Origin of the sequence: Priestia sp. FSL H7-0729 (genome assembly GCF_038005685.1) — a bacterium.
Classification (GTDB): Bacteria; Bacillota; Bacilli; order Paenibacillales; family Paenibacillaceae; genus Paenibacillus.
Map to the genome: position 1 here is coordinate 1 of NZ_JBBOTQ010000030.1, position 25,503 is coordinate 25,503.

The 25,503-nt window shown below is 47.9% G+C and carries 20 protein-coding genes; 16 read left to right on the forward strand and 4 right to left on the reverse strand.

Annotation, left to right across the window (positions count from 1 at the left end; translation table 11 throughout):
• Both MHH93_RS28265 and MHH93_RS28270 read left to right on the forward strand, forming a co-directional pair.
• The coding region (locus tag MHH93_RS28265) for an anti-sigma factor (protein WP_500056805.1) at positions 1–526 on the forward strand (526 nt) is incomplete at its 5' end.
• A 256-nt stretch (positions 527–782) separates the two neighbouring features.
• Positions 783–2,294, forward strand: coding sequence for an HD domain-containing phosphohydrolase (locus tag MHH93_RS28270; protein ID WP_500056806.1), 1,512 nt, complete (start codon positions 783–785; stop codon positions 2,292–2,294).
• A gap of 4 nt (positions 2,295–2,298) precedes the next feature.
• Here the strand turns inward: MHH93_RS28270 and MHH93_RS28275 are convergent, their stop codons facing one another.
• Positions 2,299–2,952 (reverse strand): phosphatase PAP2 family protein, encoded by a 654-nt coding sequence (locus tag MHH93_RS28275; RefSeq protein WP_500056807.1) that lies wholly within the window; start codon positions 2,950–2,952, stop codon positions 2,299–2,301.
• 240 nt (positions 2,953–3,192) lie between these two features.
• Here MHH93_RS28275 and MHH93_RS28280 point away from each other — a divergent pair, with 240 nt between their 5' ends.
• The 4 genes from MHH93_RS28280 (at position 3,193) to MHH93_RS28295 (ending at position 7,314) form a co-directional block, all read left to right on the forward strand.
• Positions 3,193–4,608, forward strand: a complete 1,416-nt coding sequence (locus tag MHH93_RS28280) for a sensor histidine kinase (RefSeq protein WP_500056808.1) — start codon at positions 3,193–3,195, stop codon at positions 4,606–4,608.
• 55 nt (positions 4,609–4,663) lie between these two features.
• Positions 4,664–5,974: an MFS transporter gene (locus tag MHH93_RS28285; RefSeq protein ID WP_500056809.1), complete on the forward strand. Its 1,311-nt coding sequence runs from the start codon at positions 4,664–4,666 to the stop codon at positions 5,972–5,974.
• Between the two features lie 136 nt (positions 5,975–6,110).
• Entirely contained in the window at positions 6,111–6,791 is a 681-nt protein-coding gene (locus tag MHH93_RS28290; RefSeq protein ID WP_500056810.1) for an oxidoreductase, read from the forward strand.
• Between the two features lie 148 nt (positions 6,792–6,939).
• Positions 6,940–7,314: a RidA family protein gene (locus MHH93_RS28295; RefSeq protein ID WP_017690870.1), complete on the forward strand. Its 375-nt coding sequence runs from the start codon at positions 6,940–6,942 to the stop codon at positions 7,312–7,314.
• A 114-nt stretch (positions 7,315–7,428) separates the two neighbouring features.
• On the opposite strand, the gene MHH93_RS28300 is transcribed toward MHH93_RS28295, so the two are convergent.
• Positions 7,429–8,187: a TspO-related membrane protein gene (locus MHH93_RS28300; protein WP_500056812.1), complete on the reverse strand. Its 759-nt coding sequence runs from the start codon at positions 8,185–8,187 to the stop codon at positions 7,429–7,431.
• A gap of 226 nt (positions 8,188–8,413) precedes the next feature.
• Between MHH93_RS28300 and MHH93_RS28305 the strand changes: the two genes are divergently transcribed.
• Positions 8,414–9,379, forward strand: coding sequence for an arsenic resistance protein (locus tag MHH93_RS28305; RefSeq protein WP_500056814.1), 966 nt, complete (start codon positions 8,414–8,416; stop codon positions 9,377–9,379).
• 180 nt (positions 9,380–9,559) lie between these two features.
• Here MHH93_RS28305 and MHH93_RS28310 read toward each other — a convergent pair whose 3' ends face one another.
• Positions 9,560–11,188 (reverse strand): response regulator, encoded by a 1,629-nt coding sequence (locus MHH93_RS28310; RefSeq protein ID WP_500056816.1) that lies wholly within the window; start codon positions 11,186–11,188, stop codon positions 9,560–9,562.
• A 5-nt stretch (positions 11,189–11,193) separates the two neighbouring features.
• Positions 11,194–13,023, reverse strand: a complete 1,830-nt coding sequence (locus MHH93_RS28315; RefSeq protein WP_500056818.1) for a cache domain-containing sensor histidine kinase — start codon at positions 13,021–13,023, stop codon at positions 11,194–11,196.
• Positions 13,024–13,165: 142 nt separating this feature from the next.
• Here MHH93_RS28315 and MHH93_RS28320 point away from each other — a divergent pair, with 142 nt between their 5' ends.
• From MHH93_RS28320 to MHH93_RS28360, 9 genes are all read left to right on the forward strand, one after another.
• Positions 13,166–14,047 carry a carbohydrate ABC transporter permease gene (locus MHH93_RS28320; protein ID WP_036607341.1) on the forward strand — a complete coding sequence of 294 codons (882 nt, stop codon included), beginning with the start codon at positions 13,166–13,168 and terminating at the stop codon, positions 14,045–14,047.
• A complete protein-coding gene (locus MHH93_RS28325) occupies positions 14,047–14,883 on the forward strand; it encodes a carbohydrate ABC transporter permease (RefSeq protein WP_500056819.1) in 837 nt (278 codons plus the stop codon). The genes MHH93_RS28320 and MHH93_RS28325 overlap by 1 nt, the downstream gene beginning before the upstream one ends.
• 514 nt (positions 14,884–15,397) lie before the next feature.
• Positions 15,398–16,696 (forward strand): ABC transporter substrate-binding protein, encoded by a 1,299-nt coding sequence (locus MHH93_RS28330; RefSeq protein WP_500056820.1) that lies wholly within the window; start codon positions 15,398–15,400, stop codon positions 16,694–16,696.
• A gap of 421 nt (positions 16,697–17,117) precedes the next feature.
• Positions 17,118–17,684, forward strand: a complete 567-nt coding sequence (locus MHH93_RS28335; RefSeq protein ID WP_062837307.1) for a TetR/AcrR family transcriptional regulator — start codon at positions 17,118–17,120, stop codon at positions 17,682–17,684.
• A gap of 60 nt (positions 17,685–17,744) precedes the next feature.
• The gene (locus tag MHH93_RS28340; protein ID WP_500056821.1) at positions 17,745–19,730 is read left to right on the forward strand and encodes an alpha/beta fold hydrolase; all 1,986 of its coding nucleotides are present in this window, start codon (positions 17,745–17,747) and stop codon (positions 19,728–19,730) included.
• 100 nt (positions 19,731–19,830) lie between these two features.
• Positions 19,831–20,778 (forward strand): aminopeptidase, encoded by a 948-nt coding sequence (locus MHH93_RS28345; RefSeq protein WP_500056822.1) that lies wholly within the window; start codon positions 19,831–19,833, stop codon positions 20,776–20,778.
• A 578-nt stretch (positions 20,779–21,356) separates the two neighbouring features.
• Positions 21,357–21,779, forward strand: coding sequence for a chemotaxis protein CheW (locus MHH93_RS28350; protein WP_253429671.1), 423 nt, complete (start codon positions 21,357–21,359; stop codon positions 21,777–21,779).
• A gap of 259 nt (positions 21,780–22,038) precedes the next feature.
• Positions 22,039–25,242, forward strand: coding sequence for a DEAD/DEAH box helicase (locus MHH93_RS28355; RefSeq protein ID WP_500056823.1), 3,204 nt, complete (start codon positions 22,039–22,041; stop codon positions 25,240–25,242).
• Between the two features lie 76 nt (positions 25,243–25,318).
• On the forward strand, positions 25,319–25,503 hold a 185-nt coding region (locus tag MHH93_RS28360; RefSeq protein ID WP_500056824.1), incomplete at its 3' end, for a hypothetical protein.

Consider the following 25,503-nt stretch of genomic DNA (forward strand, 5'->3'; position numbering starts at 1 on the left):
CAGTGCTGGCCTTGCGGCAGCAGCGCTGGTGCTTGGCGTGTACACGGCGCAGCTGCAGAGCCAGATCGACTCGCTGACGCAGCAAGTGGCGGGCTCGTCGGCTACGCAAGAGCAACTGGCGCAGGCACAGGCGCAGAATGCGCAGCTGCAGGAGCAGCTGGCATCAGCGCTGGAACCTGCACAGGGTATGCAGACTGGCGAGGCGGTGAAGCTGAATCCTGCTACGCAGGATATCGTAGCTCAGGGACTCGCAACCATCGTTATTGACAGCAAGGGCACTCACCTGGTTGTGCAGGCGGAGAACCTGCCAAATCTGGAAGGCAACGAAGCATTTCAGGTCTGGTTAATCAAGGGAGATACCCCTCAGAATGCCGGGACGTTCCTTAGCCGTGACGGCACGGGAGCGGTATACTACACATTGGATTCGGCGAACGACTATGATACCGTTGCAATTACGCTTGAACCGGATGCTATGGGAGATGAACCGCGCGGTACGATGATTCTGGCTGCCAAGATCAAAGGATAAATATAAAAAATGGGATGTATCACAAAAAGGCTGCTCCTTCGTGGAGTGGCTTTTTCGTGCTTTCCAGAGTATCACAGGAGATCAGAAACGGGGCGGATATGTTGAAACGATTCGATAGGTGGAGTTCCGGTGTCTACTCATAGGATTTTATTAATTTTTTTTGTAGGAGCAACCGATAAACAGATAGAAGGCAATACCCTTAATCTCCCCGTATCTCATGGGAGAAGTGGTTGCACATAGAGAGTGAGGGGTTCAGTTGGAAGTATACCGTTCATTTATCTTTCGCCTGATACGCAATTATCTGATTGGTTCAATGGCAGCTGTTTTTGTTGTCGGTACAGTGGCTATGGTATCTACCTTACAAATACCCAATATTCAATTTGTCCGACTGATCTTTATTGTATTGATATCGCTCCTCTTCATGCTTGTCGCAGAATTAATCACGCTGTGGGTACAACTAGGTCCCATAAGACAATTTTTTGCATCGGAGCATCATGAAAAAGATGAATTGAATCGCATGTATGAGAGTATTCATCGTTTTCCCGGACAGACTATATATCGGATCATGGGTCCGCACATGCTTGGTTTTTCACTTCCGGCAGCCGGATTAACAATGTGGATGATATCCACGGGGTGGCTTGAGTTCCCTTACGGGTATATTGTGGTGGCCGCCGCGTGCGCCATTTTAATTGCCATTATGCATGCGCTGATTGAGTATTACCTAACAGTTCGGGCGATCAGACCTCTGTTACTTGAGATTCGTCATCGAGGTAAAGTTCAATATGGGATGGAGCCTTCACTGGGAGGACGCATCCTGGTATCAATTCAGCGTAAATTCCAGCTAAGTACGGCCCTGATTGGTCTGTTTCCTCTGTTTTTATTTTTCCTGGCTACCTATATCCGGCTTCAATATATGGACAAAGAATTTGCGAAAGAATACATCCTGTGGGGAATACTCATTGTCATTCTAGGCGCGGGATTTGCGCTGGTGGGAAGCTGGCTGTTGATTCGTGATGTTCGTGATCCGGTTGCTGAACTGACGCACGAGATGAACCGTATTCAGGAGGGGGATCTTGGTAGAAGAGCTCCGGATCTGTATGCGGATGAATTCTCGGCATTGATCTCCGGGTTCAATATGATGATTAATCGGCTGGAGATGAGACAGGAACGTAATCGACAACTGTTGCAAAGTTATTTTTCTACACTGGCTGCTGCATTGGACGCCCGGGATAAATATACGGCAGGACATTCCATGCGTGTGGCAGAGTATTCGCTGATGATTGGCAAGCTGAGCGGAATGGATGAGGAACAGGCAGATTTGTTGTACAAATCAGCTTTGCTTCATGATATCGGGAAAATCGGCATACCGGATGAGGTGCTGCTGAAGGATGGAAAACTAAGCGATGAAGAATTCGCAATTATTCGCACACATCCCGTACAGGGAGAGAGCATTCTGCTCCAAATCGAACCCATTGATGCCATGGCTGACTTTTTGCCAGGTGTACGATCTCACCATGAAAGATACGATGGAAAAGGATACCCGGATGGGATGGCGGGTGAGGAAATCCCCCTTTTTGGCCGCATTATTGCGGTAGCGGATGCCTTTGATGCCATGACGTCGGATCGACCCTATCGGAATGGGATGAGTCACGAGAAAGCGCTAACGATTTTGGAAGAAGGAAAAGGGACCCAATGGGACCCCTATTTTGCAGGTTTGTTTATTGATGAATGGAGACGACAACAGCATCTTCAGAAGCCGTCGAAGTGAGGGATCAGTTGATCCCCTCTGTCCACTTCGATTCTTTTCTGCGTCTCCGGTGTAGAGCGAGGCCTGTTACGATCGTGAGAACACATTCGCCGAGTATGATTGCACCCAAGGCGTCATAGATCACATGTTGTTTGATCATTAGCGTGGATACGATAATGGTTGCGGCACCAGCAGCCACCAAAATCTTGATGGGCTTACGGATGCTTGGAACCGAGAGAACAGCACGCATAACGAGATAAGAGTGAAGAGAATGAATACTTGGAAAACAATTATAAGGACGGTCCTGGCTGTAGAGCCATCCGAGAATAGATGCTCCAAGGCCTGTACCTGTTAGTTCCGGGCGCGGTACCATGGTCTGAAAGTTGAAATAGATCAGATAACAGATCCAGACACAGATATTCATGGATAACAAGACGCGATAATATGTCAGGCGATCCTTGGCACACAGGTAGGCGAGCACACCGAATACAAACGGGTACCAACCCAAATATGGGATGGACATGGCGGGTACATAGGGAATGATCCGGTCAAGCGAGGAATCAAGTATGACGAATCCACGTTCCGGACTATTGAGAATATCATAGAATAGCCCCATGACAGCCAAGGACAACATCAAACTCAATGACAGCCAATAGGATTTGCTTTTTAACAATTGCACAACAACGTTTCTCCTTTCAACCATGTTCAACAGGAACATGATCCGAGCGATTAACTAATTAAAATTTAAACAACAATATATTCTACTACGTTCAGCGCACAAATTGAATCCTGATTTGTGTATTTTTGTGTATTTTTTTGCCGAAGAAGGAATGTCGAAGTTTCAATGGGCATGATATGATAGAAACACATACGGACAAAAGGATTTTGGCTAGTAAAGTCGGACAACAGGAGTGAGTCAATGCAATTTTCAAAAATGTTCGTATTGAATATGGGAATGCTTATCACGATTGCCTATCTCGCTAGTGTGTTCTATAAATATATCGTCATACGTACTTCATCCCGAGTGAAACAGATCGGTTCAGTGATTCTCCTTATTTTTGCAGGCTGGATTAGTACGGTTTTTGGCTTTCAACTCACGGATGAAGTCGTCTTTGATCTTCGGTATGTTCCTCTAATTGTTGCCGTTCTGACATACAGACAACCCTATAGCGTAATCATCGTGGGTGTTGGAATAGGTCTATCAAGGCTGAGCTTTGGTATCACGGATGCTACTGTGGCAGCGGTAATTAATATGACTTTACTTGGTGTAATATGTGCGGGTTTAAATATATGGATGAGACGCAGCAACTTCAGTCTGATTATTAAAGGCATCATTGTTGTTCTTATCGTCAATGTGGTCAATAGTGTAGGCATCGCTATCTTTGGAGTTATCCCGGCTACATACTTCTTCTCACATATTATGCCTTATACACTTCCTTCGGGCATTTTGTTAAGTCTGATGTTTGCATTTATTTTACGTGATTTTCAGAATGAACAGAATCGAATTTTGTTGATTCAGAGTACAAACAGGTTATTATCTGTGCAAAAAGAAGAACTACAGAAAGCCCAGATTGTACTGGAGGATCGTGCAAAACAATTGATGATTGCCTCACAATACAAATCCGAATTTCTCGCCAATATGTCACATGAACTGCGTACACCACTCAATAGTGTCATTAACTTTGCCCAGATGATCAGTGAGAATGTTGACACAATGGATCAGGAGGATATTGCACGCTTCGCAACCATGATCGACCACTCCGGGCAGGAACTGCTCACGCTCATTAACGATATTCTGGATCTGTCCAAAGTCGAAGCAGGTCGGCTAGATATTGTGCTGGAGGATATCAGTGTGGCACAACTTACAGAAGATGCCATGAATCACTTTCAACTGGTTGCCGAGAAAAAAGGTATTCAATTGCACATGGATAAGCAAGCGGGACTGCCCGACACGGTCTGGTCTGATCCACAGCGGGTTCAACAGATTTTGCGTAATCTGATGTCGAATGCCATCAAGTTCACTCATCGGGGGAAGGTTACGCTGACGGTTAGCACCAAGCAGATTAAGAAAGCAGGTATTCAGACGCGATGGCTCGTTTTCTCCGTTCAGGACACGGGCATTGGGATTTCTGAGGACAAGCATCATTCCATATTTGAAGCATTTCAACAGGCTGACGGGTCGATTAGCCGAAAATTTGGCGGTACCGGACTTGGTCTGTCAATCAGTCGGGATCTGGCAAGATTACTGGGAGGATCGATTGAACTTGAGAGCATTGAAGGCAAGGGAAGCACCTTCCATCTCTATCTTCCGTTGAACCGTGAAAAAATGAGTTGACAAGCTTCGCACCGTGAGTAGAATTTGGGATGACAACTAGCATCGACCGGCTTTTATGACCCGGTCTAAGGAGTGTATCCCCATACAGAAGACGGTCAACGTTAACCCTCCCCCGTTAGCAAGCAAACCACGGCGCAAGGGTTCGACACAACGCACGAATTTATCGATTGCAACATGGGAGGGTGTACCGGCAATTATTTTACAGACATTGCTGGGAGGCCCGTTTTTAACTGGGTTTCTACTGTACCTTGGGGCCGGGTCGAGACATATCGGCTTTGTGCTCGCGATTACCACGTTTGTGAACATTGCCCAGATTGGCGCAGCTTACTGGATGCAGCGTGTTCGCAGTCGCAAACGCATGTTGCTGCTATTTGTGGGTACCCATCGTATCTTGTGGAGTGCAACTGGGCTGATCCCGTTCATTTTTCCCAAGGAGTGGTGGGTAAGCGTATATATTGCTGTATATACGGTTGCTTTCATATCGAATACCATTGGCGGCATGATATGGACTTCACTGATTGGCGACATCGTACCTGCCAAGGTGAGAGGGCGTTATTTCGGAATTCGAAATACGATTTTGAATGCTCTTGGAAGCGTATGCTTATTCGCAGGCGGTATTGTTTTGGACCGTTACCCTGGAGAAATGGGATTTCTGATTCTGTTTATTCCGGTATGGATCTGTGCCATTGCCAATACAGTTATCTATTTCTTCTATCCGGACGTTCCCTTTGAGCGTTCTACCGAAAAGGTTTTCTGGCGTATGTTTATCAAGCCGTTCCAGGATCGTTCTTTCCTGAAAGCAACACTGTTCCTGGCTGCCTGGCTATTGATCCAGACCTTGATTGTTCCCCTCTATTCCTATGTAATGCTGGATTTATTGAACATCAATTATCAGACCGTATCCCTAATCACGGTAGTCCAGACGCTGGTTATGATGGTCGGGTTCTATGTTTGGGGCAATCTGAATGCCAGATTCAGTAACAAGACCCTGTTATTTTGGACATTGCCTGTCATTGCACTATCCTGTCTGTCGTGGGGGCTAATGTCGTTCATGCCCATATTGATCGCGTTATTTCTATCTCATATCTTCCTGGGGATCGGTGTAGGTGGATTCAATCAGCTGGCATTTAACTTTACGATCGGAGACACACCCAAAAGTGAAAGACCGATGTTTGTCGCTGTCTATTCGGCGCTGACCGGAGTAACTTCGTTTCTTGGACCGCTCATGGGTGGTTGGTTGTATGAGAAGATGGCGACCTGGTCCGATGCGCTGGCCTGGATCTCTGCTTATGGATTCCAGGTTGGAGTTGGTGTAGTGATGTTGATTCTTACATTTACCCTTGGACGCCGTGTGCTGTTAAAATAGAAACGGTATAATTTCAACTAATGAATATTTACACGGGCACTTCGATGGCAGAATAACCATTATCGTGTAAATGATTAGGTTGATCATATATATCTGGTAAGACCTCAAAAAAAGGTAACGAAGTGGAGGGATGTATATGAGTCGTCTCGAACGGAAAGCCATGGTGATTGGAGCCACAGGGCTTGTGGGCGAATTACTGGTTCGTAAACTGCTGGAGCACCCGGTTTACAGCCAGGTTCGCGTCCTGGTTAGACGTCCGCTTGAGCTGCAACATCCCAAACTGGAACAGCATGTGGTGGATTGGGAACAGCTGGAGAGCCAAGGCAACTTATTCGATGAAATCGACGACCTGTTCTGTTGTTTGGGTACCACGATCAAAAAAGCAGGCAGTCAGGAAGGTTTCCGTCAGGTCGATTACCATTACCCGGTTCGTGCAGCTACGCTTGCCAAACAGCATGGAGTACCGCAGATGCTTGTGATCTCCTCCATGGGAGCGAGCGCAGGTTCCCGTGTCTTTTACAGTCGAACCAAAGGAGAGATGGAGGATGCATTGTCCGATATCGATTTTCAGTCATTGCATATCTTCCGCCCCTCTTTAATTCTGGGAGATCGAAACGAGAAGCGGTTCGGTGAGCAGATGGCTGCTTATGCCATGAAGTTTCTGGATCGCTGGATGAAAGGTAGAGTAGACAAATACCGGGCCGTCCACGCCGCAACCATTGCGCAGGCCATGACGAATATCGCGCTGGTACAAGCTAAGGGAAACCATGTATACCCAAATGATGTCATTCATGTCCTTGGCACGGACGGGGATTAAACACCTTTGAATGAACGGTTTACTTTATAGTGGCCAGTGAAGAGCGTTTCTCGGTTCAGGAAGATCGTGATATAATAAGCAACAAAAATGAGTTCGAACCCTGACTCCTTGTGGTAGCAGGATAACGAACATGAAGGAGAACTCGTCCATGAAAAAACCAATCTCTACCGATCAGGCGCCAGGCGCTATTGGTCCATACAGTCAAGCCGTTGATGCGGGCGATTTCATCTACACTTCAGGGCAGCTCGGTCTGAATCCCCAAACGGGAGAATTTGGTGCAGATGTACAGGAGCAGACACGTCTGTCTTTGAGCAATGTGAAGGCGATTCTTGAGGCAGCTGGCACAAGCATGGATAAAATCGTGAAAACGACGGTGTTCCTGAAAGACATGAACGATTTCGTTCCTGTGAATGAAGTGTATAGCACATTCTTCGAACAGCCGTATCCTGCACGCAGTGCAGTGGAAGTTGCTCGTTTGCCAAAAGATGCACTGGTAGAGATTGAGGTTATTGCCCTGAAATAGGACAATCTTTATTCGCTACGGTATACATAAAAAGCCGATTTCAGGTCAAATGAAAATGACCAAAATCGGCTTTTTGCTTTCTGCTATGTTTTTGCATTTAATGGAGGAAATCGTTCAATCACGATCCTGATTGCGGGCGAAGAACAGCCATACCGCGTAGATTGCCAGTACGATCGCAATAATGATTGCCGTATAATATACGGAAGTGACATCCTTTTGTTTAAGTGCAATGGCGATGTAAGCCCATGTGAATACCAGTGGATATACACTGTCCCGATAACGGAAGCTAACGAGTACAGCCAGCGCCATACCCACAATCAACATAATGATAGTCCAGGTCGGTTCGCTGAGACCAAAACCATCCCAACCGATTTTATATAACAGCACAGCTGCATTGACGATCGTTGCCACGCTAACCCATCCCAGATAGATGCTGAAAGGCAGCTTCACAAGCCAGATCTCAGCAGTGGTCGGAACAGTAATGGTACGTGTTTTTACATACAGCATGATTAAAGACAAAAGAAGCAGTACAATAATCAATAACGCAAGACCAGTCTGCAAGTTCTGAAAAGCAAAAATCCAGGCTACGTTAAAGGCACAGCTTGCCAGGAACCAATACCCGAGACGGGTAATTGAATCCCTTTTCCAGGAAGAGGGCATGAACTGATAGATCACAAATCCTGCAAGCAGCAAGTAGATCAAACCCCATATAGAGAAGGCATAGCCAGAAGGTGTAAGTAGCACAGGGTACATATCCGATACTTCCTTGTTGGTTCTGCCCCCGATCGGCAGAGCGTTGGAAAGGTAATTCACGATAATTACAGCGATAAAACCAATGGCGTTTAACCACTTGTACGGATTGTTACGTGACATTCTGTTTCCTCCTTGGTTTAACGAAATGAATGAACCACGGGTCAGTCTACAATGAATATACCCAGTTCTTGCCCATTCTAATAACAGCCGCAAAAAATTCACAAGTTGATCTTTCAGATCCTTGTGCTCTGCCGCTACGTTGGAACGGTACTCTGTCCCAATGTACGCGTAACGAAGCGGAAATATGTCCATGCCCACGATGTTCTACTGGAAGAGGAGGAAGAGAATGCTCACAAGAGAAATGATGGAGAAACAGCAAACTTGGTTCTATGTCTTTGCACTGTTCTTAGGAGCAGTCATAGGGCTGAGTAATCCAACATGGGGAGATATTTTACACTACACTGTGTCCCCGGTACTTGCCGTTTTGTTATACAGCATGTTCGTACAGATTCCCTTTTTACAGTTAAAAGAGTCCTGGTCCAACCTGCGATTTATGATGGCGTTACTGGTGGTTAATTTTATCGTTGTACCTGTAGTCGTGTGGTTGCTTACACTGGTCTTTCCACAATCATTAGGCGTTCTGGTCGGAGTCTATCTGGTACTGTTAACACCCTGCATTGATTACGTCATAGTGTTCACACAGCTCGGCAGGGGCAATGAGAAACTGATGCTGGCCGCAACACCTCTTCTGTTTGTGGTACAAATGATCCTGTTACCTTTTTATTTATGGTTATTCATGGGTGATGAGGTGGCGCAGGTCATGCAGGTAGGGCCGTTCGTAGAGGCTTTTCTGTTCCTGATCGTTATTCCACTGCTGCTCGCTGTCGTTACCCAGGTTCTCTCAAGAGGTAAAGTGAGCGGGGAGCGGGTCTTGAATGCAACGGCATGGCTCCCGGTTCCGATGATGGCACTTACGCTGATCGTGGTTGTCGCTTCCCAGATTGGCAAAGTCTACAATGATATGGCGATCATCGTAAACGTGATCCCGATCTATGTTGCTTTCCTAATCATTATGCCTTGGATATCTCGGCTTATTGCTACTTGGTTTGGATTGAATCCAGGCGCCGGGCGGGCGTTGATTTTCAGTTCAGCCACACGGAATTCGCTGGTCGTTCTGCCACTTGCGCTGGCACTCCCGCCAGAATGGGCAACCATAGCTGCGGCTGTTATTGTGACACAGACGATGGTGGAGCTTGCAGGAGAGCTATTCTACATTCGACTTGTACCTGCGGTGATTTTGCGAGATCGGTGAATGTATTAGGGCTTAATCTCTGTTATGATCTTTCGGATCGTATCCTATCTTAGAAAAGAAAGAGCCAACAAGTCGTCATAATATGATCTATTTTTTGTGAAATTAAAATTAAGAAGAGTACTCCCGATAGTCCATAGGGGGTACTCTTCTTAATTCGCACAAATTCTTAACTGGTACCCGTTAAGTACCGGCCTCCAATAATGTTTTACGATATTCCGCTGGCGTAATACCCTCCATTTTTTTGAACACTTTGCTGAAATACTTTTCATCCTGAAATCCAACCATTTCTGAGATCTTGGCGACGCGTAGAGAGGGATTTTGTAGCAGTAGCTTGGCGTTATTGATTCGCAGTTTACCCAGATATTCCGACCAGTTCAGGCCAAATTGCTGTTTGAATTTGCGTGAGATATACTCCCGGCTCAGGTAGAAACGCGCGGCAATCTGCTGCAAGGACAGATCCTCCTGATAATGGGTATCCATGTAGCGCGCAATCTCACGCATGGGATCAGGATTGGCAGGGTGATGAGTGGTGAGCGCCTTTCCCGCCGCAAGCAGCCGTTGTTCCAACAAGGAGCGAAGCAAGGGGAAGGATAACAGTCCTTCAGCGTCAAAAGGTAATTCGGCAAAAGGAATAGACTGCTCCTCCGTCATATCGTCCTCTTTGAATGGCAAACCTGCCGTATCTTCGAGCCATCGGCTCAGCACCCATTCCAATTCATCAATCCATTGCTGGATCTGCTCGGCACTGATAACCTCAAGATCAGTGATCGGGTCAAGCCATTCGGCAACCGCAGCAGATACACTGGAAGCCCGTAAACTCATGGCTGCCATCCGCATAGGTTCTTCATGGGCGGTTAAACGCCTGCTTTTATTCCCATTCGATGATTCCACTGAAGCATGGATTCGCTGTTTGATTTGCAGAGAATTACGTCGCCACAACCTTGAGCTTGCTTCCAGATAGGCTGCTGAGATTCCATCAGGGTAAGACTCACAGGTGGAGATGCCAAAATGAAGCTGGCGCTGAATCGTCTGCTCCAATCCATGATTGACCTTGTCCAGAATAAGTTCCAATGAGGTGGAGGGACCCCAATGCAGCAAAACAATCTCATCGGGCTGATCCAACTGGCGGAACATTACACCTTCGTCAGGTGTGGATAACATCTCGGCACAGATATTGAGTACCGAGAATACAAGCAGGTCGGGTTGACTGCGGTATTTTGCCAGACAATCTGCATCCAGATGGGATAGGCTGGTGACAGCGACACTACAGACAGGAATTAGACGGGGGAGATTCAACTCATCCTGTAATCGCTGCAAGTGTGATGGACTGCTGCCTCTTCCGACGGCAAGTTCGGTTAGCAGACGATCCTGATAATGGGGACGCATTCGATTAACCACAATGGATTGTCTGGTGGATTGTATCCGAATAGCTTCCTCCTCTTCCCAAGCAGTAACGGCCTTTAATAGAGATGTATTCAGCTCATCTGCTTCCACAGGTTTCAGCAGATAGTCCATACCACCATGCCTGATTGCATGCCTCACGAGTTCAAAATCATCATATCCGCTAATAACCAGCACCTTGCTGTGAGGGGTATGAACGGATATCCATTCTAGTAATGCCATACCGTCTTTGCCTGGCATACGCATGTCACTGAGAATAATTTGAGGCTGATGTGCCGTGATAGACGCGATGGCTTCATCTCCGTCTGCCGCTTCAAGTAGCGTATCAATACCGAAGTCTTCCCAATGACCAAGCAACCTTATGGCATCGCGGACATGTTTTTCATCATCTACAAGCAGTGCCTTCATGTTGTTCACTCTCCCGCGTATAGTTTAACCGTGATCTTCACACCATTTGGTTCCCGATTGCTGATCTCAAGTCTGGCTATGTGACCGGGATGCGAGTTCAATTGAAGTCGGCGTATCACATTTCGTAGGCCGATGGATTCGGACTCGTCAGATTCCTGCGTGGATAACCCGGTTGTTGTGTGACTTTGATGGAACCATTCCTGGATCCCCAGTAACTTATCTTCAGGTATGGATGGTCCGTTATTATTCAGTTCAATTTCAATCCAATGATTGTCGATCCGGCGGCTGGATAGGGATATGTGGCCTTTGCCTGGCTGAATATCTGCACCATGTTTGAAATAGTTCTCAATTAGAGGTTGTAACGTCATTCTAGGCATTTCGACAGACAGGGTATCTTCGGCAAAATCCAAATCTACCTCAAGGCGGTCACCGAACCGCTCCTGTTGCAGTTGCAGATATAATCGGGCATGCTCTGCCTCTTCGCGTAAGGTCACACAGGTCTGATCCCGCATGCTGTAACGCAACATCTTGGACAGGGAAGAGAGTAGGGTATACGCCCGCTGTCCCTGCTGTTGAAGGGCAAGTGTACCGATGGATTGCAGTGTGTTATACAGAAAATGCGGATGAATCTGCGCTTGCAACGCTTTAAGCTGATTCGTCTTATTGGCAATCTCCAGTCGATATTCCCGCAAAATAAGATTATTTACCGTGTCCATCATATCCCGGAAATGACGAGCAAGCACCCCGAATTCATCTCGGCTGGATAGATGGATGTCCACATGCAGACGCCCCGCTTGAATCTGATTCATATACCGCATGAGTTGCTTGAGTGGACCCGTAATTCGGATGGAGATGAACAAGGTTGCGACAATGACCAATACAAGTGCGGCAATCGCAATCATTGCATTATTCCACGTGAGTGTGGTCGCTCTGGCGTATAACGTCTCGTTAGGAATCTGTTTGACGATAGTCCAATCGGCATAGGAGCTGCCAAGCTGTTGATATACATACATGGAACGATCCTGTTCAAAATGCCCTGCGACATTCTGGACAGTTCCTGCGCCAGATCGTGCGATATTCAGTTCACTAGCCGTTTCCTCTCGTAGCGCATCGGTATGATTGACCTCGGACCGACCTTGGTAAATGATCTGATTCTGTCCATCCACAACATAGATCTGTTCCTTGGCTGGATCATACAGCCTGCCACAGATTGCTGCAATGGTATTCATATTCAGATCGATGGCGAGCATACCCAGACGCTCAGTGGACGGAATATCCTTGATCACCCGATGCAAGGTAATGACCGTTCTGGCCGGATCATCGGCGGAGGCGGCTTTGAATCCGTAAGTATGACTCATATGGGCCGATTCCACCCAGATATCAGAACGGTCACCGCCCATTTTTCCATGAAGCGAGTCCGAATAAGCCTGTTTGCGTTCTTCCCGCTTCGGAAAGGGGCTCATAATCAAGGTGGATTGATCAGCCGCAAAAGAGTGCAAATACAGCTGGAATACATCCGGCACAGCTGCGCGTATCGTCTGCAAAGTGGTGTACACTTCGGCAACTGCACGATAATCCCCAGGGATTTTCGCCAGATTACGCAGAAAGTTCGGGTCGTTATACACAGCGAGCGATGCTCTGGCCACGTTATCCACATAGTTATTGAGGTTCGTGGATGCTTGGTAGATCAGACGTTTGTTCTCTTCCACAGCCTGTTCCCGCAGGGCTGTCTTGGTTTGAATAAACGTCATGCTGATCGACGCAAGCAGCGGTAGTGTGGTGGCGATGAGCATAAAGGCAATCAATTTGGTGCGTATACTGTAGTATCTGGACATCGGCACACCCCTTCTGGTTGCAGGTTAAGAGAGGACAATATTTTACCCCCAACTGTTCACAAGGGTCAGTTTCCCCCTTGGCGATATTGGAGTTTAATAGAAAAAGAGACCAATTCATCCATCTATAGAAGGGGAGAACGATATGAAGCATCGCAAATCTTCACAGCTGTTACAGCAGCTTGTGTTCGTGGGTCCCTCCATCGTGTTTTTTATTCTCATCATCGTGGTCCCTTTCCTGCTTGGCATGGTGTATTCCTTTACGGATTGGAACGGGGTATCCGAGAACATTAATTGGGTAGGGTTCGATAACTTCGTGCATGTTTTTGCGAATGATCCCAAGTTCCAAACGGCGTTTTGGTTTACGGTGCGCTTCACCGTGGTTGGTGTGGTACTAACCAATGTGATTGGCTTTTTCCTGGCCTATTTCCTGACCAAACCGCTCAAGACGAGAAACATTCTGCGTACGATCTTTTTTATGCCTAACGTGATCGGTGGGTTGTTGCTCGGCTTTATCTGGCAGTTCATATTTGTGAAAGGGTTTTCAGCAGTAGGCGATGTAACAGGCTGGTCCTTCTTCAACCTTCCTTGGCTAGGAGATGAACCGACCGCCTTCTGGGGAATCGTGATTGTGTTTGTATGGCAGACCGCAGGTTATCTGATGGTCATCTACATCTCATCCCTGACGAATGTATCCCCCGATCTGCTGGAAGCTGCCGAGATTGATGGCGCAAGTCGCTGGCAGGTACTGCGGAGCATCATTCTTCCGCTCATTATGCCGGGTGTTACGATCTGTCTGTTCCTGGCGATCTCTTGGTCGTTCAAAATGTTCGATCTCAATCTGTCGCTAACCAAAGGTGGACCATTCGGATCGACAGAGTCGGTTGCACTCAATATTTACAATGAAGCTTTTGTGAATAACAGATATGGCATCGGAACCGCCAAAGCACTCGTGTTCTTCGTAATCGTTGCCATCATCACCATGATTCAGGTACGTCTGACGAAGAGCAAGGAGGTAGAAGCCTAATGGAGACGACGAAAAATTACCGCCTAAGTACCATTCTAACCGAGATTGTCATGGTGCTCATTGGACTTTTATTCCTGGTTCCGTTCTACTTCCTGTTCGTGAATTCGGTCAAAACCTTCGGTGACCTGCTTACCAATTCGGCTGCATGGCCGGAAGTATTCCAGTGGGGCAATTATGCGAATGCCTGGGAGAAAATTAACTTCCCGTCCGCGCTAATGAACTCGCTTATCGTTACCGTAGTCAGCAATCTGTTGCTTGTGCTGATCAGTTCCATGGCCGCGTACCGAATGGTCCGCAGCGATACCCGGTTCAACCGGATTTTGTTCGGCATGTTCATTGCCGCCATGGTGATTCCGTTCCAGTCTATCATGATTCCACTCGTTACGGTAACCAGTAATCTCGGGCTAATCGATAGCCTTGGGGGACTTATCATCTGTTATCTCGGTTTCGGGGCACCGATGTCTGTCTTCCTGTTCCACGGATTCGTGAAATCCGTCCCACTGGAGATTGAGGAAGCGGCTCGGGTGGATGGAAGTTCTGCCTACGGAGTGTTCTTCCGGATCGTATTTCCACTGATGAAACCGATGTATGTAACCGTCATCATTCTGAACACACTCTGGATCTGGAATGATTATCTACTCCCGTCCCTGATTCTGCAAAGCTCCAACCTGCGTACGATCCCGATTGCGACCTTTGCGCTCTTCGGCCAATATACGAAGCAATGGGATCTGGCCTTGCCGGCACTTGTGTTGGGCATCATGCCGATCATTATCTTCTTCCTGTTGATGCAGAAGTATATCATTCAAGGAATTACCGCTGGATCAGTGAAAGGGTGAGTGTTGCGAGGGCAGGGTCGCTGGCGGGATCAAGTTGCGCTTTCGGTCGCTGTTGCTCCTCGGTGGCATGAATGGATTAGGGCAAGGAAGCCACCGAGTATCAAAGGCGAACGCTCCGCTCCTGCAACGCATTCTTGATCCCTTTGCTCTCACCTCGCACGGAGGTGTGCAAAGGGAGTCATGCCCGCATAGCTTGGGCATGACCCCAGAAGAGTGAGAGGCCCAGATAGATGGTGCTCCTTCTCTTCATAAATGCTAGATGAGTTCAACTAAACATTTACAACGATAACGGAGATGGCAGAAATAACTTGAAGAAGCGGAGCGTTCGCCTAAAAGCTTTCTGGAAGAAAGCTACTTCGGAAGCATACGCTATCTCGGGATTTTTCCCATTAATAATGGATCAAAAAAATCTGGGGATAACAGCGATCGGAAGGTTATTCTGTCATCGGAGTGCCAGTGTAAATATTCATTAGTGGAACTGTTATACTGAAACTACTATAGGGAGAGTGTATGTATGAAAAGAATGACGAAGTTGACGTTGCTTATGCTGATTGCTTTTTCGGTAATGCTCGCGGGTTGTGGCAATGGGGACAAGAGTGGCAGTCCGGTCAACACGGATGCTCAAGGTGGTGGCGAAGCTGCTGCCGGGGACAAAACGATTAAAATCTTCCAATTCAAAGTCGAAATTGCAGAAGCGCTCAATCGTCTCAAAGCGGAGTATGAATCCTCCCATCCAGGCGTCAAACTGGACATTCAAACTGTAGGTGGCGGCAGTGACTACGGTGCTGCTTTGAAAGCCAAGTTTGCCGCTGGCGAACAACCGGACATTTTCAACGTAGGTGGATATCGTGAGCTGGATACATGGCTTGAATATCTGGAAGATCTGTCTGGGGAATCATGGGCCAAAGATGCGCTCGAAGTAGCCAAAGAGCCAATGACCAAAGATGGCAAGCTCTATGGACAGCCACTGGCGCTGGAAGGTTATGGATTCATTTATAACAAAGACCTCTTCCAAAAAGCAGGTATTACCGAAATTCCAACGACACTGGAACAGTTGGATCAAGCTGCACAGAAACTTCAAGCCGCAGGCATTACCCCGTTCTCGAACGGATATCAAGAGTGGTGGGTGCTGGGCAATCATAACGTAAACGTGGCATTTGCCAATCAGGCAGATCCGGTAAAATTCATCCAGGGATTGAACGAAAGCACGGAGAAAATCCCTGGCAATCAGGTGTTTAACGACTGGATTAACTTGCTCGACTTAACGCTGAAATATAGCAATAAAAACCCGCTGACCACCGACTACAACACTCAAGTTACGTTGTTTGCAAGTGGAGAAGCGGCGATGATGCAGCAAGGGAACTGGACTCAAGTGCAGATTGATGGAATCGATCCGAATCTGAATCTGGGTATCCTGCCAATGCCAATCAACAATGAACCGAATGACAAATTGTTTGTCGGTGTACCGAACTATTGGGTTGTGAACAAGAACTCTCAAGTGAAAACGGAAGCAAAAGAGTTTTTGGAGTGGCTCGTAACTTCGGATATCGGGAAACAATACATGACCAAAGAATTCAAGTTCATCCCGGCGTTCAGCTCCATCACGGCATCTGAGGAGGATCTGGGTGATCTCGCCACAGAGATCATGAAGTATAGCCAAGCCAACAAAACACTGAGCTGGAACTTCAACCGTTTCCCTGAAGGTGTTCCGCAAGAGTATGGCAGCACGATTCAGGCTTATGTTGCAGGCAAATCGGATAAAGCCGGATTGCTTGATGCGTTGCAACAGAACTGGGATAGTCTGAAAAAGTAAACCTTAGCTTATCCACAAAAAATAGTATCCACAGGTTAACGTAATCGTTCTGAAGTGTTCAGATGAATAAATCAGTCTAAACAGGTCTACCGGAAATGTCATTCTGGTGGGCCTGTTTTTTTGTTTTACCATAGAGCCAATAGTGCTCATTGGAAAAATGAAAGATTGTAATATCCCTGAAATGTGGATAACCGGAGAGCAGTTTAACGATCTCATGACGTATTTAACACACTGCTAACACTATATGTGGATATCCTGTGTGTATTACGCTCTAATTGTGGACAAGTATGGATTAGTTTGAGCGGAAGAAGATCTTTGTTAACAGAAATACTTGTTTTCAACAAAGTAGTACTGTATAGTTCTGAATATGACAAATCAAAAAATGAACACGGGACCTGCGAAATCCAAGAGTTCCAATCCGGTGAACCGGACCAAGGCAGTTGAAGTGGCTGCACAATTATTTCTGCGTCAGGGGTACAGCTACGTCAGCATGGATGAGGTCGTGCGAGTGAGTGGGGTATCCAAGTCCAATATCTATTACCACTTTAAAAACAAGGAGGAACTGCTTCAGGCCGTGGTACAATACTGGATTGCCCAGTATGAGTCGGAGTTGTATCTACTGCTTAGCCAGAGGGAGCGAGGAGTAGAGGAGCGCATCTACTCATTTATGGCAATGCTGTCGGCAGGCATTGAGGGCCGAAATTACGAAGGGAGCTGCCCTTTTGTCACGTTATATATGCAGACGCCTGACAGTGCACCCCAAGTGAAGGAGAGCATATCCAGATTCTTTCGTGAGCTTAGACCTATGGTGGAGAAGCTATTTCAGCAAGGTTTGGATCGTGGTGAATTCCGCAAAGAAATCGAACCGGGGCCGGCTGCGTTGTTATTTATTGCAGCATTGGAAGGTTCACTGATCCTTGCGGGAACTGCGCGTGATGTAGGAATTATTGAACAATCGGCACGTACATTTTGTCAGATGCTTCGGTAAACGAAGCTCTTTTTTTGAATATTAATAGTACTGCATAGTACTAAAAGGAGCGGTAACGGAATGAACGTACATACGATCCAAGTATCCAATGAAGAAAATACAGCGTCAAATTCAACAAATATTAAACAGGTGATGAGCAAGTCTGATATTGATCCAACCGTCATTTTCATGACAGGCAGCACCGGTTTTATTGGCAAAGAAACGGTCAAACAACTCGCGCAGGGAGACGATCAATTGCTCTTGTTGGTTCGATCGGAACAGCGTGCCAGAACGGTGCTGAAGGCTTACGGAGTGAAGGATTTTGACCGAGTAACCTTCATTACAGGTGATTTGTCCATTTCGGGTCTTGGACTTACCGCAGCAGATCGGGAGCGTGTGGTTGAAGCAGATGTGATCATTCATGCCGGGGGAACGATGGACGTTACCCTGGAACGAACGGTAGCCGAGCAGATATTCATGAACGGGGCCAGAGAAGTGGCCCAGCTTGCACAAGAAATTCACTATACCCGCGGACTGAGACACTTTATCCACGTAGTTGGTTTCATGAGTCCCTATGGACAGCGGAACGAGCAGGGAAGTTATCTTCTGGGCGGTCATGTTGCCGATCAGGAAAGCGCATATGAAGAGATGAAATTTCATGCCGATCTGCATATTCGTGAACATGCGGAAGAGCATAACTATCCCTTGTCCGTTGTGAATCCGAGTACCGTGGTTGGGCCGCGTCCCACCGGGGAAACAGAGCAAACGGGTGGGATTGGGCTGCTCATTCAGGCGGTTCAGAAAGGACTTATGCCCGTAGTTCCGGGAGGTTCATCCTATTGGTTACCCCTTGTGGAGAATGATGTTGTTGCACAGACACTTGTTTTCTTATCCAGGGAAGCAGATCCAGCCGGAGGAACCTATCCACTGTTGGCGCGGAAGGAAGACAGCCCCAATATGAAGGAACTGCTGCAACTTCTGGCAGAGCAACTGGATGTACCTAAGCCCAGAGGGGCTGTGCCCCTGCCATGGATTCAATGGATCATGAAATCAGGTGGAACACGCATCAGTGGTGTTCCAGCGGAGTCGGTTGCTTTTATTACCAACAGGTCATTCCCTGTCGAAGAGACGGAGGCTCTGTTCACACGGATGGGGCAATCCTGGCCGGACATCCGGGAACAGCTTCCGCTGGTTACAGCAGATCTGGATTATCGCCTTCGTTATACGCCGCTGCCTGAGGGTTTTAAGGCAGATTATATCCGGTCACGGAGCGGAAGTATGGCTATGCTTGGTTGGGAGGGTGAGGGAGAGCCTTGGATAATTGTGCATGGTTTGCTTCAATCTGCGGATGAGATGTTACCTTTGGGACAACAGCTTAGGGAACAGACCGGGAATCCGGTATGGTTAATGGATCTCGCTGGATTCGGTCGTTCCCCTGTACATCAGGGAGTTCAGGTATTTGAAGGCCAGGTGGATGCACTACTCAAGGCACTTGGTGAGTTTGAAGGTCCCGTGAAGCTGGTGGGTCATTCGATAGGGGCTGCTATTGCAGCTTCGGCACAGATGCGTAGCGGACGGACAGACATTCGGTTAGGTTTGCTTCAGCCAGTTGCCAACAATTCGAATCCGAATGTGCTAAGATGGATTTCCCGTTTGCCAAGAGGCGTGATGCGCTCTTTGCTTCGTCTTCGATCGGAGAAGAGTTGGAAGCGAATGTTCAGTGCATATCGCGGTGCAGGCGAGAACAGTCTTACGACTCATACGATGGCCAAAAGAATACGCTCCAGTCTCCAGTCCCCTCGAATTGCGGGTGCAAATGCGGATTTGTTGCGGCGGATTCACTCCGGCAAGCAGGGAAGCGTCAGTTCATTTTCCTGGATGAAAGAGTGGGCGGATGACCACGCCAAGAATACTTTAGTCGTATGGGGCAAGGATGATCGGGAATATCACTATCCTCGGGATATGAACTCACAGGTCAAACGCATAGATGTACCCTATGGACATTACTTTCCGACATTTCAGTATGAGGAAACAGCTGCAATCCTCGCCGAATGGGCTACTACCTGAAGGTGGGTTCAGACTTCGAGAGGCAGGAATCCTAGGCCCATTGTCGAAAGGGTCAAGTCGAGTTGTGAAGAGTTGAAACCAAGACAGGAGAGATGAATGTATGAGCAAGCAACGTGTAGAAATCAGTAAAAATGTGCTAACCGAATGTCTCGGACTGCGCAGCGGGGAAAATCTGGTGGTTGTCGCAGACGATATGAAACGGGATTTGGCCGAATCCATCTATGAGGCAGGAAAAGCACTTGGTGCGGAGTCGGTCCTGTTAATTATGGAGGAACGCAGCAGATCCGGAGAAGAGCCGCCTGCACCGATTGCAGAGGCCATGATTCGGGCAGATGTAGCTGTGTGTGTAACTCGATATTCATTAACGCATACCCAGGCACGCAAACAAGCCGCTGCATCAGGGACCCGAGTGGCAACGATGCCCGGAATGACAGAGGATATGTTTATGAATGGAGCCATCACAGCTGAATATTCGCAAGTGAAGGCGTTGACCGAGAAGGTAACGGCTCTATTAACCGCAGGTTGCCATGTGCGCATAGAGAAGCAGGGCCATAATCTTTCCTTTTCTATAGAGAATCGTAATGGTGTATCAAGCACAGGCCTGTATTTGAATCCCGGTGAATCGGGCAACTTGCCGTCAGGAGAAGCTTATATTGCTCCCGTTGAGGGCAAGGGAGAAGGCAGTATTCTTGTAGATGGTTCCGTTGCTGGAATTGGGGCTCTCCGTGAACCGATGTTATTAACCGTCAAGGAAGGGCGGTTGGTGTCAGCTGAAGGTCCAGATGGGGCTCAATTACTGGCAACACTTGGTGAGGGCGATGGTCGCTTTCTCGGCGAATTCGGCATTGGTACCAATAACAAGGCACGCATTAAGGGTGTAGTGCTGGAAGATGAGAAGGTGTACGGCACGATCCATGTCGCCTTTGGCAGCAATAATACATTCGGTGGAACGATTGCCGCGGGTGTACATATTGATGCTGTTGTGCAAAAGCCGGATGTGTACATCGATGACAAGCTGATCATGCGTCAGGGTGAATTGGTCGAATAACTGTGTATCCATACTGAAGGGAAACGGGCATGTCCACAACGTGTCCACAGTGATGAATAACTGAGTGGAGAATGTAGATTTTACGTCAGATTTACAAACAAATACACAACATGTCCACATTAAAATAATGAATATCCACATGAAATGCTAAACATATCCACAGTATGTGTGCAATATGTGCACAACTTATCCACAAATCAGGTATAACTCATGTTTTCAATCGATAAAACATTCATTTTAGAGCAAGAAAACGAGTTATCCACAGAAATCTTGATTTTTTTGTTCCAAGTATTTGAAAACATAGAAACCGATCCATAAATATGGGGATAAAAAAAGACCAAAGATCAGCTTTATGCCGATGTTTGGTCTTTTTTGAATATCAATTAATGAGCTTTAATGTCAGGTTACTTACTCTCAATATTAAAACAAGGAAACGAATCTTGTCGAAGTTGGCAAAATTGATCTGAAGCCTAAACATTTGATCCAAAATAACCGATACACCAAAGTAACATCTAATGAGACGAATGTAGTCTGATTATACGGAATGAGAGGGTATGGGGATAACTATGGATGAGGGCATGCAATATATTAATTTTTCGGTAGGCGACCAGATCTTTGCACTACGAATTGATGAAGTTCATGAGATCATCAGAATGGTGCAGGTGACCACGGTCCCATTTGGAAGTCCCGAGATCAGAGGTTTTGCTTCGTTGTACGGTAAGGTAGTTTCGGTGGTAAGTCTTCGTGTATTGTTAGGCATGCCGGACCAGGAGGATACTTCTTCTACACGTATTATTGTGGTGCCTTACAAAGGAGGATTTGTACCTCTGATCGTCGATATGGTTGATTCTGTCGTAAGTTACGATCGTTTCGAGGAACCTGCTGAGGAACACCGCCGTTTCATGCTTGGCGTTTTTGACAAAATCGGGTTCTGTGAAGATCATCGTGCAGGCATTTTGAACCTGGATGTATTGCTGGGCAGCCTGATCAGATCATCGTAAGGTAACGATCCGTAATTCTTTCAATATTCAGTAGTATCCTTCGATTGACCCAAATGTTCCTCATCCGCTTTTCGGGAGAAGGGACATTTTTTTTGTGCCGTTAGGGCGTGTCTGAAAACTCCGAAGGATGCACTTCAGCGAGTTTTGAGATACGCCCTAATCAACGAAATAACCACTTTTTGTGGGCAAAGGTTTTTAAATCCGGTCATTTTCGTATATGATGGAGAGTAACAATGCGAAGGGATGACGGGAGACTTTAATGATGCAATCGCTGTATGGAGTATGGCTTGGTGACGTATTTTTTTGTTTTTCCGGTGAAACATCGGAACCGCGTGTGGATGCATGGAGCCACGTGGTAAGACGGTTGAATTTTGGCGACGGGGGTCGTCTGTTTCAGCCTGCCGCTCTGCGTCTTGCGGAGCTGCGCTGGCCGAACCCGCTGAGGAACGCGGCTGAAGCCAAGAACACGAAGCGGCGTCAACTGCTGGGACGCACATTGGAAGGATTGGCCGTCTCGCCCAAGGATGCCTTCAGGTTGCTGTTACAATGGGATGACCGTTTGTTTAATGCAGCCGGAATTCAGGTTGGAGAAGAGATGCGTTACTGGATCAAAGCGGCGCAGTTCACACAGGAGCTGTTGTTGCGTGGAGCCATTGCTCCATCAGCTGAATTCGCAGCAAAGACCGGAGCACGGCGACGGACCGGGCAAGAGACATTGACAGGCGTATGGCGGCCACGCTTGCAGTCAGAGGATGATATTGAACGCTTCCGTGATCTGGCTGAAGCAATGCCTCCAATTGGGCTTTCTGCTCCTGGAGCTTATGCTTCATTGGAACCGGAAACGCGTGAAGAAGCAGGGGCAGCGGTATTATTTTCATTCATGAGTGGCATGATTCATGCTGTAGTAACAAGTGAACTGGAGGGCATGGACAGTGAACTGTCCTGTTACCGCACGCCATATCGTCGCGGATCTTCGCCGGTAGCCGAACTTTGGTGGAACAGTCTGATCTCGATGTTCCGTCCTGTGACGGTGCAAGGACCCACAGACGATATGACTGCGTTTATTCATACGCTGCAAGAAGTTGGCGGAACGTCGATGCCAATCGTGGGAGCAGAAGAGATGGCGCCTGCTGAAGGCCAATTGAAGCTGGTGCTCCGCCTGGAGCCTCCACTCGGCGAACATGAGACGATCTGGGGAATCGATTTTTGGGTGGATAGCGAGCAGGAACCAAGCTTGAGGTTGCCTGCACGGACCATCTGGGCGCATCCAGAGCGAGATCTGGACCGAGGGAAAGTGTTATATACCTCGGCGGCAGAGCAATTGTTGATGGCACTCGGGCAAGCAGCAGAACTGGCACCTGAACTGGAGACGGCGTTGCTTACCGCACGTCCGGAGGGAATCAAGCTGGAGCAGCAGGGTTTCTTTGAATTTCTCACACATGCCGTTCCACGTTTACAGAAAGCTGGGATAACCGTTCTCATGCCTTCAAGGTGGAGTCGTGCCGGGAAACGTCGGGCTGGACTCCGTCTGCAGATGTTGAATCGGGGAACAGAGCGATTGCCTGGAGCCACATCGGCGCTTGGCATGGAACAATTGGTTGCTTTCAAAGCAGAGCCCATGCTGGACGGTAAACCAGTCACGGCAGAGGAACTGGCAGCACTGGCTGAATCCACAGTTCCTTATGTCATGTTCCGTGGTGAATGGATTGAAGTGGATACGAAAGAGATTCGCCAAGTCCTGCGTTATATGAAAAAAGAAGAAGAACAATATATGCCTCTCTCCGAATGGCTGCACCTGGCTGCGGATGAAGGGGAGGATTCTGCATGGAAGGGTCTTTCCGTCTTTGGTGCCGAATCCGATGGGATGCTTGCTTTCCTGCTCGATGGACAGGTGCTTCGCAGCATTGAGCCTCGACAGGTTCCAGCAGAATTGCATGGTGAACTAAGACCTTATCAGGAACGTGGTTACCAATGGTTATCCGCGATGCGTGAGCTGGGCTTTGGTGTATGTCTTGCGGACGATATGGGACTTGGGAAGACCATTCAGGTCATTACCTGTCTGCTTGACCGTAAACATGAGGAACGCCAGGCGGCTGAAGAAGAAGCACGTGAGAATGAGGAGTTGAATGGATCAGATGGTTCATTCACGGCCGATCAGCGGTCGAATGAGCAACCTGTTCATCTGCCTGCACTTATTGTGTGTCCTACCTCACTGCTTGGAAACTGGCAACGTGAGCTGAAGCGGTTTGCCCCGGATCTGTCGTTGTACATTCATCATGGTGGACAACGGTTGCATGGGAATGATTTTCAGGCAGAAGCGCAGACGCATGACATTGTACTAACGACCTATCATCTGGCAGGCAGAGATGGCCCGGATCTGGCTTCATTGCACTGGTCCACTGTTGTGCTGGATGAGGCACAATATATTAAGAACTACCGTACCAAGCAAGCACAAAGCGTGATGCGTCTGTCTACACTTCATCGTATTGCGATGACGGGAACGCCTGTAGAGAACCGATTGAGCGAACTCTGGTCGATATTCCAGTTTCTCAATCCAGGGTATCTGGGCACCGCTTCATCCTTCCGCCAGCGGTATACGGGGCTGGGACCATCCGAAGAAAATGCAGCATCCTTGCGTGAGCTTCATCGATTGGTATCTCCATTCATGCTGCGTAGGCTGAAAAGTGATCCGGATATCCGCAAGGATCTGCCCGAGAAGCTTGAACTGAAATCCTATTGTTCTCTGACACCGGAACAGACGGTGTTGTACCAGCGTGTGGTGGATGATCTGATGGGGGGTCTGGACGGCAGAAATGGCATTGCCCGTAAGGGAATTGTTCTGTCTTCCCTGACCAAGCTCAAGCAGATCTGTGATCATCCGGTGCTGGCGGACAGCAATCGGAAAGAACATGGTAAGGCAGAGGCATCCGGTAAGATGGAGCAATTGCTTGAACTGCTTGATGCGATTCGGGATAACGGGGAATCGGCTCTGATTTTCACGCAGTATGTTGCTATGGGAGATCTGTTGGTATCGAGGTTGAAACAGCGATATGAGGAAGAGCCGTATTTCCTGCATGGTGGCGTGTCGAAGGCGCAAAGGGATGAGATGGTGGAGACTTTCCAAAAAGGAGAGGGACCGTCCATGTTTGTTCTATCTCTTCGTGCCGGAGGTGTAGGTCTGAATCTGACACGGGCGAGTCACGTTGTTCACTATGATCGGTGGTGGAATCCCGCGGTTGAGAATCAGGCGACGGATCGTGTATTCCGAATCGGGCAGAATCGTAACGTGCAGGTGCATAAGTTGATCTGTCAGGGAACATTGGAGGAACGGATTGATGAGCTGATTGAGAGCAAAAAGGCACTTTCCGAGCAGGTCGTTGGTTCAGGTGAGAATTGGCTGACCGAGATGTCGGATGATGAGCTGCGTGGCCTGATATCTCTTCAGGGTGAGACGTGGCTGTGACCTTGAACATTCAGGAGAATGTAGATGTTAAGAAAGGGGGATTGTTGTGAGCGAAAAATGGAAGATCGAGCTGCATATGTGCCCCGGTGGATGGACAGCAGAAGTAAATACAGCAGCGGACGCGGAGCAGGAAGGTTCCGTTTCCTCTGCTGATGGCAAGACCGGATCAATCGCAGGCGTGTTCACGGTCACGGGGACGCCGGCGCGACTGAGCGAAGCCCAGCGCGAGGCTGTGTTGGTACAGCTGCGCAAGCGCCCGCT